Origin of the sequence: Nocardia sp. NBC_01327 (genome assembly GCF_035958815.1) — a bacterium.
In the GTDB taxonomy this organism is placed as follows: domain Bacteria; phylum Actinomycetota; class Actinomycetes; order Mycobacteriales; family Mycobacteriaceae; genus Nocardia.
On record NZ_CP108383.1, the window covers coordinates 7,300,842 to 7,315,482 of the forward strand.

Below are 14,641 nucleotides of genomic sequence, written 5' to 3' on the forward strand. Positions count from 1 at the left end.
TACCCCTGAACCCACTGGGGCCCGGCCGAACACCGCGGAAACCGCGTCCGCTCCCGCCGGTCGGAAACTGCTCCGCATCGAGGCTCGCAACTCCGAGACCCCGATCGAGCGCAAGCCCAAGTGGATTCGCACCAAAGCCACCATGGGCCCGGAGTACACCGAGCTCAAAGGGCTGGTGAAACGCGAAGGGCTGCACACGGTCTGCGAGGAAGCGGGCTGTCCCAACATCTTCGAATGCTGGGAGGACCGCGAGGCCACCTTCCTCATCGGCGGTGAACAGTGCACGCGGCGCTGCGACTTCTGCCAGATCGACACCGGCAAGCCCGCGGCGCTGGATCGCGACGAACCGCGCCGGGTAGCCGAGAGTGTGCAGGCCATGGGTCTGCGGTACTCCACCATCACCGGCGTCGCCCGCGACGATCTGGACGACGGCGGCGCCTGGCTGTACGCGGAAACTGTGCGCGCCATCAAGCAGCTGAACCCGCACACCGGCGTGGAACTGCTCATCCCGGATTTCAATGCGGTTCCCGAGCAGCTGGCCGAGGTGTTCTCGACCCGCCCGGAGGTGCTCGCGCACAATCTGGAGACGGTGCCGCGCATCTTCAAGAGCATTCGCCCGGCGTTCAAATACGACCGTTCGCTGTCGGTGCTGACCGCCGCCCGCGAGGCCGGACTGGTCACCAAGTCGAACCTCATCCTCGGTATGGGCGAGACGCCCGAGGAGGTCACCCAGGCCATGCGCGATCTGCACGAGGCCGGGTGCGACATCCTCACCATCACCCAGTACCTGCGGCCCTCCCCGCGGCATCATCCGGTCGATCGCTGGGTGAAGCCGGAGGAGTTCGTCGAGCACTCCGATATGGCCAATGAGATCGGCTTCGCCGGTGTGATGGCCGGGCCGCTGGTCCGCTCCTCGTACCGCGCGGGTCGCCTCTACGCGCAGGCCATGAAGCATCACGGTCGCGAAATCGCCCCGGAGATGGCACATCTCGCCGAGGGCGGCGCGGCATCGCAGGAAGCGACCAGCGTTCTCGCGCGATTCGGTTCCTAGTAGCCCTACATCGTCGGCAGCAGGCCGGAACTCACTTCAGTGGGTTCCGGCCTTGTCGTATCCCGCCGACAACCCTGCTGTTTCTCGCGAAAGAACACGCCGGTGAAATGGCGGTGAACGTCTAATAGGTCGATTCGTGGACGGGAGCACCTCGCCGGTGGGAAGCTCGAAGTACCGCACGAATCGACCCCGGAGCGAGCCATATGGTCGAGCGAACGACGACGTCGGTAGGCGCCAACGGCAAGACGATCACGGCCGAGCGGCCGGAGGACATACGCAATGTGGTGCTCGTCGGCCACAGCGGGTCCGGGAAAACCACGCTGGTGGAGGCCCTCGCGCTGGCCACCGGGGCGGTGCCCCGGGCCGGGCGGGTGGAGGACGGCACCTCGGTCTCGGACTATGACGATATCGAGCAGCGACAACATCGTTCGGTGCAATTATCGGTGATACCGATGGGCTGGGACGGTACGAAGGTCAACCTATTGGACACCCCCGGCTACGCCGATTTCGTCGGGGAACTCAGGGCCGGTCTGCGGGCAGCGGATGCGGCCCTTTTTGTGCTCTCGGCCGCGGCGGGGGTGGAGGGGATCAGCGGGCCGACGCTCGCCCTGTGGGAGGAATGCGCGAGCGTCGGCATGCCGCGCGCCATCGTGCTCACCCATTTGGACACGGCGCGAGCCGATTTCGAGGAAATGACCGACACCTGCCGGGAGATTCTCGGCGGTGGGCGGGCGGAAAGCATGCTGCCGCTGCATCTTCCGGTGTACGGGCCGAAGAGTGCGGACGGACATCGGCCGGTCATCGGGCTGATCGATCTGCTATCGCAGCACGTTTACGACTACTCCGCGGGCGAGCACACCGAAACCCCTGCCTCCGAGGAGCAATTGCCGCTCATGGCGGATGCGCGCGACCGGCTCATCGAGGGGATCATCGCCGAGAGCGAGGACGAGACCCTGATGGATCGGTACATCGGCGGTGAGGAGATCGACCTCGCCACGCTGGTGGAGGATCTCGAAAAGGCGGTCGCGCGTGGCAGTTTCCATCCGGTGCTGATCGCCGCGCCGCCGCCGGAGGGTGCGCGGCAGGGGCTGGGCACGGTGGAGATTCTGGATCTGATCACGCGCGGATTCCCCACGCCCGCAGAGCATCCCGTTGCCGCGAGCAGCGCGGGGAGGTCCGAGCAGCTGGTCTGCGATCCCAAGGCGCCGCTGGCGGCGGAGGTCATCCGCACCGCCTCCGATCCGTACGTGGGCCGAATGTCGCTGGTACGAGTGTTCTCCGGGACACTGCGCGCCGATGACACCGTGCACGTGTGGGGGCATCGGACCGGCGGTGTGGATATCGAGCACGACTCGGATGAGCGCATCGGCGCGGTGTCCGCGCCGTTCGGTAAACAGCAGCGGCCACTGGGGCAGGCGATTGCCGGTGACATCGTGTGCGTCACCAAACTCACCCGTGCCGAGACCGGAGATACCCTGTCCGCCAAGGACACTCCGCTGCTGATCGAGCCGTGGTCGATGCCGGATCCGCTGCTGCCCGTGGCCGTCGAAGCGCACAGCAAGGCCGATGAGGACAAACTCTCGCTCGGGCTGGGCCGACTGGTCGCCGAGGATCCGACGGTGCGGTTGGAGCAGAATCCCGATACTCATCAACTGGTGCTGTGGTGCCTGGGCGAAGCGCATCGCGATGTCGCGCTCGAGCGGCTGCGTGCCCGGTTCGGCGTGCAGGTCGATGTGATCGATCACCGGGTGGCGCTGCGCGAGACCTTCGCCGGGACGGCGAGCGGGCGCGGGCGGCATGTGAAGCAGTCCGGTGGTCATGGTCAGTTCGCCATCTGCGAGATCGAGGTGGCGCCGCTGCCGGGTGGTTCCGGTATCGAATTCGTGGACAAGGTGGTCGGCGGGGTTGTGCCGCGCCAGTTCATTCCGTCGGTGGAGAAGGGTGTCCGGGCGCAGGCCGCGCGGGGCGTGGTGGCCGGATATCCGCTCGTGGATGTGCGTGTCACCTTGTTCGAGGGCAAGGCGCACTCCGTCGATTCCTCCGATGCCGCGTTCCAGATGGCCGGAGGCCTGGCGCTGCGTGAAGCCGCCGCGGCGGCTCGGCTCAGCCTGCTGGAGCCTATAGCCGAAGTGCGCGTGGTGGTCTCGGACGACTATGTGGGGCCCATTCTCGTCGACCTCTCCGGCCGCCGCGGCCGGGTGCTCGGCACCGAACCGGTGGGGCTGGGCCGCACCGCGATCCGCGCCGAGGTCCCGGAACTCGAACTGAGTCGCTACGCCGTGGACCTGCGCTCCCTCGCGCACGGCGCGGCGACCTTCACCCGCACCTACACCCGCCATGAAGCGATGCCCAGCCAGCTGGCGGACACGATTCGCGAGAAGACCAAGAGCGCCGGATAGGTCACCAGTTCTGAGTCAATATCGACCATAATTGGGGCATTGACGCGGGCTGGGGGAACACACGCGAACGTCCGATTGATCCCGTCGCGAACCAATCGGTACCGGGCCACTATCCTGATGCCATGGCAGCAGGTAAGGGCGGCAACACCCCGTCGAAGGAAGCGAAGGCCGCGGCGAAGGCGGCGCGCAAGCAGGCGTCGAAGGAGCGCCGCCAGCAACTCTGGCAGGCATTCCAGATGCAGCGCAAGGAAGACAAGCTGCTGCTGCCGCTGATGATCGGCGCGCTGGTCGGCGTGACAGTGGTGTTCCTGGTGATCGGCTTCATATTCGGCCTGCAGTGGTTCCTGCTGCCGATCGGTCTGCTGCTGGGTGCGCTGGCCGCATTCATCCTCTTCGGACGGCGCGTGCAGAAGAGCGTGTACGCCAAGGCCGAGGGGCAGGCGGGCGCCGCGGCATGGGTGCTCGACAATCTGCAGGGCAAGTGGCGTGTCACCCCGGGTGTCGCCGCCACCACCCAGATGGATGCCGTACACCGCGTGGTCGGACTGCCGGGCGTGGTGCTGGTCGCCGAGGGTTCCCCGCAGCGTGTGAAGTCGCTGCTGGCGCAGGAGAAGAAGAAGGTCTCCCGCCTGGTCGGCGACACCCCGATCTACGACATCGTCGTCGGCAACGAGGGCGATCAGGTGCCGATCAAGGATCTGCAGCGCTACCTCACCAAGCTGCCGCGCAATATCGACGCCAAGCGCATGGACCTCATCGAGGGCCGCCTCTCCGCGCTCGCCACCCGCGGCGGCCCGGCGCTCCCCAAGGGCCCGCTGCCCGCCGGCGCGAAAATGCGCGGCGTCCAGCGCAGCATGCGCCGCCGCTGAATCACCCGTTCCTCCCCGAGGCCCGCGTCCACACCGGACGCGGGCCTCGCGCTTTTCGGGCGAAATCCGCACGTCGGCCCGACCGTTGATGCGGTCCACAGTCCCCGCAGGACGCGCCGTCCGGCGGGTCGAGTGATCCATCTTCGGATGAGCGACATGCCCTTTCGCACCTCGCCCCTCACTAGACAGGTGACCACCAGGAACTGGTGGCGGCATCGTCCGAGAGACGCCCGCCACCAGTTCCTGGTGATCATGAAAGGCGCTCGGGCGAGTCCGCCGACCGGAGCGGCCGGGCGGGCTAGGCCTCGGGCATGGGGAGGCATATCGCGGCGCCGTCGCCCAGGTCGAGCCAGCGGCCGGAGGGGGTGGTGGTGATGCGGAGTACCACCGCAGTGCAATGGGGGCAGCGGGCTACCGTGCCGGGGCAGCAGAAGTAGACGAGGGCACGGGCGAGGGGTTCGACGACTCCGCATGTGCCGCAGCGGCATCCGCAGGCGGTGAGATCGGCGGCGAAGATCTCCGAGAGAACTCCGGCGAGGGCATTGCCGTCCAGGTAGAACGCTTCGGAGGTGCCGGTCACGTCATTTGTCATGGCTACTTCCCTGTCGGTCCGAAGCGTTCGGTCCTGATCATGGCCGGGTCGTGACCGGCGGATACCAGTGCGGTGGCGGCGAATTCGACAAAAGGAGTCGGACCGCAGACATAGCAGGTGACGTCGGGTGCGGGCGGCAAGGCATGGACCGCGATTTCCGCGGCGGTGAGCCGAGCTGCCGGGCGGGGAAAAGCTACGGGCGCACTCCGGCTGTAGGCGAGGAATACGCCGACGTCGCCCTCGGATCCGCCGGGCACAATGAGGTCACCCGGGCGAACGGACAGGTCACCACGGGATCCGGTACTTCCGTCACGAAGTCCGATCCGTCTGCCGCCAGGTCCGGGCACTCCGTCGCGAGTCTCGGTGAGGTCGTCGCGGGGCCCGGCGGGCTCGTCGGATGCGCCAGCGAATTCGCCGGGTGGGGCGAGGAGTTCGTCGCGGTAGTAGAGGTCTTCTGGGGCACGAAGGGTGTAGATGAGACGGAAGGGTTTGGCGGCCATGGTGTTTCGGCGGGCGCGGAGCATGGCGGCGAGGGGCACTATGCCGGAGCCGCCTGCCACCAGGACGGCCGCTCCCCCGCTGTCGGGATTCCAGACGAACCAGCCGCCGACCGGGCCGCGGATCTCGATGAGCGCGCCGACCGGCAGTGCGTCGACCAGATAGCCGGAGACTTCACCGTCGGGGACGCGCTGGACAGTGAGTTGGACGGTGTCTCCGTCGGCGGGAGCGGCGAGTGAGTAGCTGCGTTCGGCCTGGTACCCGTCGGGCGCGGTGAGGCGGACGTCCACATGCTGGCCGGGCAGGTGGCCGGGCCAGCCGGGCACCCGCAGGGTCAGGGTGCGCGCCGAGGGTGTCTCGAATCGAGCGGCCAGGAGTTCCGCGGGCTGCCAGCGCATCAGTCGCCCTGGTACCGCTGCTCACGCCACGGGTCACCGTAGCTGTGGTAGCCGGCGCTCTCCCAGAATCCGGGCTCGTCGTAGTCCAGGAGCCGAATTTCCTTGACCCACTTCGCTGATTTCCAGAAGTACAGGTGCGGGACGAGCAATCGCGCGGGGCCGCCGTGCTCCGGATCCAGGTCCTGACCGCCGAAGGTGTGCACGATCCACGCCTTACCGCCGGTGAGATCTTCCAGCGGGAGGTTGGTGGTGTAGCCGCCGTAGCTGCTCACCAGCGCGAATTCCGCTTGGGTTTCGACGGTTTCGAGCAGGTCGTCCAGCGAGACACCCTGCCAGTTGGTGTCGAGTTTGGACCACCTTGTCACGCAATGAATGTCGACGTGCGGGCGTTCCTGCGCCAGTGACATGAATTGCGGCCAGCTCCAACTGTATTGGCGGCCGGTCTCATTGGTGATGCTGAATTGCCAGCGGGTCAGGTCGACGCGCGGGGTGGGTCCGGCAGACAGCACCGGGAAATCCTCGGTCAGATACTGCCCCGGCGGGGTTCGATCGCTCTGCGGCCGGGGACGGCCTTGGAAGCCTGGCGAGAAGATACTCATGCGATCCCTTCCGGCGGAACGGCAGGTGTCACAGCGTGGACAGCGGCCTTGCGGCACTTGGGGACAGATTACGCCGCGCACATCCGGGGAAACCGGCGTTTCGGACACCGAGAAGTAGGGAGCGCCGCGAGGCCCGCCCGAGGTACCGAACCGGTCTCAGCCGACGTGACGGCCGAGGAATCGGACCACATCGGGAGTGACCGTGGACCAGTACTCATCGGTGTGCGCGCCCGGGGTCACCAGCGCGACCTCGAGGCGAGCCCGGCTCATGAACTGCCGGCAGCCGTCGATGAATCGGTCTCGATCCCCGACCCACACACCGGTCGGGGCCGGACCCAGCTTCGCAATATTCTGCAGCGGATCGAGGGCGGCCCATTCGGCCGCGGTGGCGAACGCATTGCGTTTGCTCATCTCGTTCCAGGAGGTGATGAGGCCCGGCGACATGGTGGCAATCGCCTTCGCCGGACGCCCGCGTTCGGCCCGGCGGCGCGAGTACAGCAGCGCGCCGAAGCCGCCCATGGAGGTGCCGGTGCAGGCGAACGGCTCACCGTTCGCACCCGCGAGTCCGCGCGCGGCCAGCCAGCGCGGGGCTTCGTCGAGCAGCATGGTCATCGGGTCGTCACCGGAAAAGTGCTGATGCCAATAGTTGTCGCCGCCGTCGATGGCCATGAATCCGAAGGGCTGCACCAGCCGCGTCGAGACGGCCGCGGTGAGCACGTCACCGAGCCTGCCGACCGCAGCATTGCGGGCATTGCCGTGCAAACCGTGCAGCAGCAGCGACATCGGCAGACCGTCGGTGGGCACACCCGGCGGCAGGATGGTGACCACATCCACCTCACGCCCGCGCGCGGTTGAGTACACCCGATCGGTTCTGACCACCGGTTCGACGCCGAGTACGGTCCGCTCGATCGGGCCGCCGTACATCGCGCGCTGGTCACCGTCGGCGTCGGGAGCCGCGTTCACGCCCGCGCTCACCGCCGCTCCGGCCGCGACCAGACCCAGCAGACCCGTGGATGCCAGTACCGACCGCCGGCTGAATTTCCGCGCGGCAGCCCGGTAGCCCTCATCCATGGATCCTCCATCAGCACATCAACAGCTATCCGCCGGGACGCACATTCGCATGCTCAGCCCCGCCAGACCGCCTGCGACCATACCGATCGAAAGCAACACGCGGTGAACTACGAGCTACATCTGCGAAGACGCCAGGACAGCAATCACATGATGGAACCGGACATATGAGGAAAGCGTGAGGATTCGAATCTGCTCGCGCCGAAAAGATGCTCGAGTCACATAGCACGCGACCGAGCCGAAGGCGATCGACAGCGATCACCCGGAAATACCGGGCAACCCTCAGCGAGTGTGGGTCAGGGCGGTCCCGGTGGCCCGGTCGTGCATGCCGCGGCCGTCGGAATCGGTGAAGAGCGCGGGGACGACGAAGACCAGAATGGCCTGGCGGGCCAGCGCGCGGATGAAACCGACCGGCCCATCCGTATCGACCCGACTCACCCGGATCTTCATGAAGTACTGACCGGGCGTGAACCCGAACAGCGTCACCGCGACCACGCCGAGCACGAACCACACCAGCAGCGTCGGCGTGGACAGCGAACCCATCACCACCACGAAATGCGGCGGCGGGGCCTCACCCGCGGGCAGCTTCATCTTGGCGATGAGCTGATCGGCATTCGGCCGCACCAGAATCGCCGCGAGACCGATCGAGATGAACCAGTCGAACAGCAGCGCGCCGATGCGGCGCGTCATCGGCGCGAGCGCGCCCGCACCGGATTTCGGCAGGCCCAGTTCCTTGCCCTGGTAGTCGCCAGCAGGGTCGTCACCGGGATCGGCGTTCGGTCCGGACAGCCAAGAGCCGGTGATGCGTGCCATGTCTCCACCTTATTCGCCGCCGGCCTACCGCTTCGCACAGCCCTCGCCGCACAAGATTGCGACGGCGCGCGATCGGTGCGAAGCTACCCGGACAATTTGTCCGATGGATTGCGCAGCGCGGTGAGGATTCTCACGGCGCACGGTCACGACTCGGTAAGACCTCTATATTTTCGCAGTCTTAACAACGCCGCACCCGAGGTCGGTGGCAGGATATCGGTGCTGGTCGAACGCCGCTCGGCGGGCGAAGCCGATGTTTCCGACATGTCGGGACACCGACGAACCCCCGGCCAGCTGTACGTGTAACACTGGCGAAACACAGCCTTGATTGCGGGGAAACACCGCGTCCATACCGTCTGGTCGCGACGAACCCATGCAGTAGAACTGGCTGGGAACCGATCCGTAAGGAGTACTAAGTGGCGTTCAGCACGGCCGACGAGGTCATCAAGTACATCAAGGAGGAGGAGGTCGAATACGTCGATATTCGTTTCACCGACCTCCCCGGTGTGCAGCAGCACTTCTCGATCCCGGCGAAGGCTTTCACGGCCGACCTGGCTGAAGAAGGCCTCGCGTTCGACGGCTCGTCCGTCCGCGGCTTCCAGTCGATCGACGAGTCGGACATGCTGCTGCTGCCCGATTTCAGCACCGCTCAGCTGGACCCGTTCCGCGCCGCGAAGACGCTGAACCTGAACCACTTCGTGCACGACCCGTTCACCCGCGAGGCGTACTCCCGCGACCCCCGCAACGTTGCCCGCAAGGCCGAGCAGTACCTGGCCTCCACCGGCATCGCGGACACCTGCTTCTTCGGTGCCGAGGCGGAGTTCTACATCTTCGACTCGATCCGCTACGACTCGAAGATGAACGGGTCCTTCTACGAGATCGATTCGATCTCCGGTTCCTGGAACACCGGCAAGGAGCGCAACGCCGACGGGTCCCCGAACCTCGGTTACAAGGTGCGCAACAAGGGTGGTTACTTCCCGGTTGCCCCGTACGACCACTACGTCGACCTGCGCGACAAGATCTCGACGAACCTGCAGAACGCGGGCTTCATCCTCGAGCGCGGCCACCACGAGGTCGGCACCGCCGGTCAGGCCGAGATCAACTACAAGTTCAACACGCTGCTGGGCGCTGCCGATGATCTGCAGCTGTTCAAGTACATCGTGAAGAACACCGCGTGGCAGGAAGGCAAGTCTGTCACCTTCATGCCGAAGCCCCTCTTCGGTGACAACGGCTCGGGCATGCACGCCCACCAGTCGCTGTGGAAGGACGGCAAGCCGCTGTTCCACGACGAGGCCGGTTACGCGGGCCTGTCGGATCTGGCGCGTCACTACATCGGCGGCATCCTGCACCACGCCCCGTCGCTGCTGGCGTTCACCAACCCGACCGTCAACTCCTACCACCGTCTGGTGCCGGGCTACGAGGCCCCCATCAACCTGGTGTACTCGCAGCGCAACCGCTCGGCCGCGATCCGCATCCCGATCACCGGTGCGAACCCGAAGGCCAAGCGCATCGAGTTCCGCGCGCCCGACTCCTCGGGTAACCCGTACCTGGCCTTCGCCGCCATGATGATGGCCGGCCTGGACGGCATCAAGAAGAAGATCGAGCCCCAGGCTCCGGTCGACAAGGACCTCTACGAGCTGCCGCCCGAGGAGGCCAAGAACATCCCGCAGGCCCCCACCTCGCTGGCGTCGGTCATCGACCGCCTCGAGGACGACCACGACTACCTCACCGAGGGTGGCGTGTTCACCACCGACCTGATCGAGACCTGGATCGACATCAAGCGCACCCAGGAAATCGCCCCGGTCAACCTGCGCCCGCACCCGTACGAGTTCGAGCTCTACTACGACGTCTAAATCGTCTGAGCTGCACGCGTTCTCGTGAAGCCCCATCCGCTACGGCGTGTGGGGCTTCGCCCGTTCCCGGGGGAGTTGTCGGAGGGCCGGTGCATGATCGGATCGATACAGCGGGCGGGAACGAAAGAGTAGAGATGACAACGACTTCGACGGAATCGACGGACATCGAGGATGTTTGGTCGGTGCCGAAGAACTGGTGGGCCACGGCCGAGGCCTTTCGGGGGCTCAATGCACTGCAGCCGCGGCCGGTCGATCCCGATGCGACAGCACAACTCGTCAGGATGCTGGACGGCCGACGCGGCATCATCGCGGACGTCCTGGAACACACCGGGGCGGCGGGTCTCGGTGACCTTGCGGATGCGGCGCGGGAGTACGCGGACAATCCCTCTGGTGACGTCTCTCCGCTCGGGGCGGCCGCTGTCTGGGTGATCGTGCACTACGAATCCCGTGGCTGCTGCCGATCGACCTCCGACCACTGGCGTCATGAGGAAATGATCACGGGCGTTTTCATCGACAGTTGGATCGCGGAGCACGGTCTCGAGTTCGCTTCCGTGGCAGCGGTTTTCCGGTCCGGGATGCTGACTCGCGATGTCGACCTCGGTTCGGGCACTAGGGCAAGGGCACTGCAGCTGCTCAACACGCACGACGGTGGGGTCGGGGGGCGTGGCGATGTCGCGGAACAGTTGCGGCCGCGGCTGGCAGCGGCATCCGAAGTCGACTATCGCGCAGTGGTGGCGCGATTTTCGCAGCTGCGGGCCGACCCGGGAACGGATTGGGCCCGGCTCACGACGTCCTATCTGCTTCCGGACCAACAGGATTGGGTCGACGCCGATCTCGCCCTGGCGGGCCTCGGAAATGCCGCGGCGGCAGCGCGATTGCTCAGCGCGCTGACGACGGCAGAGCAGTACACCCGGTTCATGGCGGCCGTCATGCAGGTGTACATCCATGACGATCACATATTCAATATGCTGACGCAGATCGGACCCAGCAGTGCGACCGCGGTCGTGGACCGGCTCACCGCTACCCGGCGCAGGTCGAAAGAGGACTTTCGATCCATGGCGGCCGTTCTGCTCGAACTACCCTGCGACAGCGCATTCCAAGGACTGCTCGATCACATCGGCAACAAGGACGTCGCGAAGGCGCTGACACAGGCCACGATTCGATACCCCCGGAGAGCAATGCGCCTGCTCTCCCGCAACGCTGCCACGACCGGATCTCCCGCGGTCGTGCGCCGGTTCAAACTGCACGCGCTCGCGCATCCCGAACTGCTCTTCGAGCCGGGGTGCGCCGACGCGGCCGCGTTGCCACTGATCGAGCCTGCAGGCCGTCGGCCGGACGCTGCCGCGTCCGATCTGCCGGTCGTTCTCACTGCGCCGCCGTGGGCACAGGCGCGGACAAAGAAGCCGCCGGTGTTGATCACTCCGGCGCCGGCCCGTCCACTTCGTCTGCGCTGGGACCTTGGTGAACAGCAGCAGTGGGCCGTTACGTGGGTTTCCTCCTATTCCTACCGATTCGATCGAAAGCGGACGTGGGGTCTGCTGATCGATGAGGCACGCGAAGCAGGACGGTTGGCATTTCTCCTGGCATTGTCTCCGAACCAAGACATCGTGCAGGCACTGCGGCTGGAGCAGCCGGGCAGGCACCGGGCGACGGGGAGCGACCCGGAGGCACCGATGCGCCGTCTGGTCGGCACATACGGTGCCGACGCGCTGGACTTCGCCGTCAGTGCCGCTGTAGCGAATCCGGTAGCGCTGGCAGGCGCTCTCGCTCCGATCGACGGCACCCGGATTACGGTGGAGATGATGCGCTGGTTGTCTCGAAAGCAGGTGCGGCCGACAGCTGTTGCCTGGTTTGACCGGCATTCGGCCACGGCGGCAGTGGATCTCGTCCAGGCAGCGCTGACCGACCAGGGCAGGGATCGCGCTGCGGCCCGCAGCGCACTCCAACTACTGGCCGAACGTGGTCACAAAGCGGCGATCGATGCGGCCGTATCCGGATTGAGCAAACAGGCCCGAGACTCGATTTCCTTCGTCCTGCAGGCGGATCCGCTACCCGCGAAGGTGCCGGCACTACCCCGCTGGATCGTTCCCGCAGTGCTTCCACAGCTGTGCCTGCGGGACAGCGTGACAGCCCTTCCTGACGCCTCCGTCGCTCACTTCGTGACAATGCTGACCATATCCGGACCCGACGGCAACTACGCCGGAGTGCCCGTGACCGCCGATCTGGTCGATCGGAAGTCCTTGGCGGACTTCGTATGGGCACTGTTCGATACCTGTCGTCTGGAGCACTTTCCCGCCAGCACCAGCTGGGTCTTCCACGCGCTGGGCCTCTTCGGCGATGACGACACGGTGATGCGACTGGCACCCCTGGTGAGCGTATGGATCGACGATGCCGCATCAGCACGAGCAGTAGCAGGGTTGAACACCATCGCAGCCATCGGAGGCGATACGGCGGTACTGGCTCTGCGCGGAATCGCGCGTAACAAGCGGCGCAGCGCAATAGGACCGAAAGCTGCCGCAATCGCCGACCAGGTCGCCGCGGCCTCGGTATACCCGCCACATTGATAGCCGAGTACCACGGCATCTGCGTGATCGGAACCGGCTGGGCTACAAACTTTCCCCCGGAGCCCCACAGCTCTCACACAATCCCAGGACGGAACCCGAGCTGTACTTCGCCGTCTAAATCGTTTGAGCTACAAGCGTTCTCGTGAAGCCCCAGCTGCCTCGGCGGCTGGGGCTTCGCCCGTTCCGGGGTTATGCGCAGGGCTGGGTGCCGGCGGCTGCTACCGGTAGCCACATTTCACCGGCGTAGCCGGGCAGCACGATGCCGTCGGGGAAGGCGGCTGTGGCGCCGGTGTCGTATTGGCCGGTCAGGTGGTGGTAGCCGGTGGTTGTGGGGGTCCATTTCATGGTGATGGTGCTACCGGTGATCGTGGTGGTGCCGAAGTTCGTTCCGTTGTCGGCTACCCAGGCATTGCGGGCGGCGGTTCCGCCGCTGAGGCTCGGCAGCAGGGCCGAGCCCGACGAGGCTGCCTGGGAGGCCGGGATGTTCGACATGGTCACGGTGAGTGGGCATCCCACCTCGGGGGTCCCGTGGACTGTCGTGCAGTTCGACTGGGAGACATCGCCGCAGGCCTTGGGCTCGGTACTGCCGCCGCCGCCGACCTGGACGGTCGCATTGCCGAGGTCGGTGTAGGGCGGCTGGCTCGCGTCGCTGTTGCCGTACCCGAAGCCCAGCACGTGGGTGCCCGGCGTCAGCGGAGTCCACTGGATGGTCCAGGTGTACGACAAACCGACGCAGGGGGTGCCCGCCGGAACGCTGGAGGTGATGGTGCCGGTCGGCCGGATGGTCACGCCGCCGGAGGTGTCCGACAGTCCCCCACCCTGGCATCCTGATATCGGGACAACGACGTTGTAGGTCTGTCCGACCTGAAAGTTGCTGCCCTGCACGGTCATTCCCGTGCCCGCAACGTCGGCGTGGGCCGCCGCGCCGGTAAGCATGGTCAGGGTGGAGGCTGCGGCGGTGATACCTGCCGCGGCGAGGGTGCGAGCTGATGTCCGGGTACGCATCATGCGGTCATTCTCGATTCGGTAACACTCACTGAAGCGGGGGTGTTTCAGTTTGCGAATCGCACTGTCCACTGATCGACAGGCCGTCGCATGCCCTCATTTTTGGGGGCTCAGAGCAATCTGAAGCTGAACCAGTTCACATCAATTTGTGAACTACAGTGTTCGCAAACATGCCTGTGAGCGAGAGAGCGATATGACAAATTTTGCCAAGATGTCCGCCGCAATGGTGATCGCGTCCATCGGGATCGCCTGTGCGACAACAACTGTGAATGCCGCCCCGGTTGCCCTCGATCCGGCCCCGGCGGCTCAGGACGTGGCGACGACGCCGATCGCGACCACCGGGTCCGCGCTGACCGACATCCTCACCGCCCCGATCCTGTTCCCACTCGGCTTCATCGCCTTTGCGCTGTGTGCCGCGTCCGCGGATCCGGACCACTGCCCGGCGTACCTGCTGTACGGCGCGGCCGCCACCGCGTCAGGCGTGCACAACTAGCACCCACCCCGCCGATTCCTTTGCCGCGGAGCCAGGGTCTACCTGTTCATGACACCGCAACTCGAAACCCTGGCTCGCGACCTGATCGACGGTCCGCACTCCGCCATCCTCTCTACCAGCGACAGCGAAGGGCGGCCGCAGTCGTCGGTGATCTTCGTGATCTACGACGACGACAGCATCGTGTTCAGCACGATCAAGGGCCGCCTGAAAACCCGCAATATGAACCGGAATCCGTGGGTCAGCCTGCTCATTCTGAGTAAGACCAGCAGTCAGTACGTGAACATTCGCGGCAAGGTCGACATCACGGAGGATCGGGAGAATTTTCACGACGTGGTCTACGGCCGGTATATGGACGGCGCCACTCCCCCGCCCGAACCCGAGGCCGAACGCCTGATCGTCCGCATCACCCCGGACCGGATCTACGCCTTCCCGCCCGCGTAGA

The 14,641-nt window shown here is 65.9% G+C and carries 13 protein-coding genes; 7 read left to right on the plus strand and 6 right to left on the minus strand.

What is annotated here, in order from left to right:
- The first annotated feature begins 67 nt into the window (after positions 1-67).
- From lipA to OG326_RS33765, 3 genes are all read left to right on the plus strand, one after another.
- A complete protein-coding gene (gene lipA / locus OG326_RS33755) occupies positions 68-1,051 on the plus strand; it encodes a lipoyl synthase (protein WP_327146661.1) in 984 nt (327 codons plus the stop codon).
- A gap of 203 nt (positions 1,052-1,254) precedes the next feature.
- Positions 1,255-3,450, plus strand: coding sequence for an elongation factor G-like protein EF-G2 (locus tag OG326_RS33760; protein WP_327141175.1), 2,196 nt, complete (start codon positions 1,255-1,257; stop codon positions 3,448-3,450).
- A 122-nt stretch (positions 3,451-3,572) separates the two neighbouring features.
- Positions 3,573-4,319 carry a DUF4191 domain-containing protein gene (locus OG326_RS33765; protein ID WP_327141176.1) on the plus strand — a complete coding sequence of 249 codons (747 nt, stop codon included), beginning with the start codon at positions 3,573-3,575 and terminating at the stop codon, positions 4,317-4,319.
- A gap of 298 nt (positions 4,320-4,617) precedes the next feature.
- Here the strand turns inward: OG326_RS33765 and OG326_RS33770 are convergent, their stop codons facing one another.
- The 5 genes from OG326_RS33770 to OG326_RS33790 all read right to left on the minus strand — a co-directional run bounded on the left by OG326_RS33770 (position 4,618) and on the right by OG326_RS33790 (position 8,287).
- A complete protein-coding gene (locus tag OG326_RS33770; protein ID WP_327141177.1) occupies positions 4,618-4,911 on the minus strand; it encodes a DUF6510 family protein in 294 nt (97 codons plus the stop codon).
- A 2-nt stretch (positions 4,912-4,913) separates the two neighbouring features.
- A complete protein-coding gene (locus OG326_RS33775; protein ID WP_327141178.1) occupies positions 4,914-5,807 on the minus strand; it encodes an FAD-binding oxidoreductase in 894 nt (297 codons plus the stop codon).
- A complete protein-coding gene (locus tag OG326_RS33780) occupies positions 5,807-6,406 on the minus strand; it encodes a sulfite oxidase-like oxidoreductase (RefSeq protein WP_327141179.1) in 600 nt (199 codons plus the stop codon). The genes OG326_RS33775 and OG326_RS33780 overlap by 1 nt, the downstream gene beginning before the upstream one ends.
- Positions 6,407-6,562: 156 nt before the next feature.
- Complete coding sequence (locus OG326_RS33785; RefSeq protein ID WP_327141180.1) at positions 6,563-7,477, minus strand: alpha/beta hydrolase; 915 nt, start codon at positions 7,475-7,477, stop codon at positions 6,563-6,565.
- A gap of 279 nt (positions 7,478-7,756) precedes the next feature.
- Positions 7,757-8,287: an RDD family protein gene (locus OG326_RS33790; protein WP_327141181.1), complete on the minus strand. Its 531-nt coding sequence runs from the start codon at positions 8,285-8,287 to the stop codon at positions 7,757-7,759.
- Between the two features lie 413 nt (positions 8,288-8,700).
- Here OG326_RS33790 and glnA point away from each other — a divergent pair, with 413 nt between their 5' ends.
- Positions 8,701-10,137, plus strand: a complete 1,437-nt coding sequence (gene glnA, locus OG326_RS33795; RefSeq protein WP_327141182.1) for a type I glutamate--ammonia ligase — start codon at positions 8,701-8,703, stop codon at positions 10,135-10,137.
- 134 nt (positions 10,138-10,271) lie between these two features.
- The gene (locus tag OG326_RS33800) at positions 10,272-12,701 is read left to right on the plus strand and encodes a hypothetical protein (RefSeq protein WP_327141183.1); all 2,430 of its coding nucleotides are present in this window, start codon (positions 10,272-10,274) and stop codon (positions 12,699-12,701) included.
- A gap of 189 nt (positions 12,702-12,890) precedes the next feature.
- On the opposite strand, the gene OG326_RS33805 is transcribed toward OG326_RS33800, so the two are convergent.
- A complete protein-coding gene (locus OG326_RS33805; RefSeq protein ID WP_327141184.1) occupies positions 12,891-13,709 on the minus strand; it encodes a hypothetical protein in 819 nt (272 codons plus the stop codon).
- Positions 13,710-13,899: 190 nt separating this feature from the next.
- On the opposite strand from OG326_RS33805, the gene OG326_RS33810 reads away from it, so the two are divergent.
- Together OG326_RS33810 and OG326_RS33815 are read left to right on the plus strand one after the other, a co-directional pair.
- Positions 13,900-14,199, plus strand: a complete 300-nt coding sequence (locus tag OG326_RS33810; RefSeq protein WP_327141185.1) for a hypothetical protein — start codon at positions 13,900-13,902, stop codon at positions 14,197-14,199.
- Between the two features lie 48 nt (positions 14,200-14,247).
- Positions 14,248-14,640, plus strand: coding sequence for a PPOX class F420-dependent oxidoreductase (locus OG326_RS33815; RefSeq protein ID WP_327141186.1), 393 nt, complete (start codon positions 14,248-14,250; stop codon positions 14,638-14,640).
- The last annotated feature ends 1 nt before the right edge of the window (position 14,641 follow it).

Coding starts and splice junctions, on each gene's coding strand:
- OG326_RS33760 (WP_327141175.1), top strand. CDS start 1,255: ATGGTCGAGCGAACGACGACGTCGGTAGGCGCCAACGGCAAGACGATC.
- OG326_RS33765 (WP_327141176.1), top strand. CDS start 3,573: ATGGCAGCAGGTAAGGGCGGCAACACCCCGTCGAAGGAAGCGAAGGCC.
- OG326_RS33770 (WP_327141177.1), bottom strand. CDS start 4,911: ATGACAAATGACGTGACCGGCACCTCCGAAGCGTTCTACCTGGACGGC.
- OG326_RS33775 (WP_327141178.1), bottom strand. CDS start 5,807: ATGCGCTGGCAGCCCGCGGAACTCCTGGCCGCTCGATTCGAGACACCC.
- OG326_RS33780 (WP_327141179.1), bottom strand. CDS start 6,406: ATGAGTATCTTCTCGCCAGGCTTCCAAGGCCGTCCCCGGCCGCAGAGC.
- OG326_RS33785 (WP_327141180.1), bottom strand. CDS start 7,477: ATGGATGAGGGCTACCGGGCTGCCGCGCGGAAATTCAGCCGGCGGTCG.
- OG326_RS33790 (WP_327141181.1), bottom strand. CDS start 8,287: ATGGCACGCATCACCGGCTCTTGGCTGTCCGGACCGAACGCCGATCCC.
- OG326_RS33800 (WP_327141183.1), top strand. CDS start 10,272: ATGACAACGACTTCGACGGAATCGACGGACATCGAGGATGTTTGGTCG.
- OG326_RS33805 (WP_327141184.1), bottom strand. CDS start 13,709: ATGATGCGTACCCGGACATCAGCTCGCACCCTCGCCGCGGCAGGTATC.
- OG326_RS33810 (WP_327141185.1), top strand. CDS start 13,900: ATGACAAATTTTGCCAAGATGTCCGCCGCAATGGTGATCGCGTCCATC.
- OG326_RS33815 (WP_327141186.1), top strand. CDS start 14,248: ATGACACCGCAACTCGAAACCCTGGCTCGCGACCTGATCGACGGTCCG.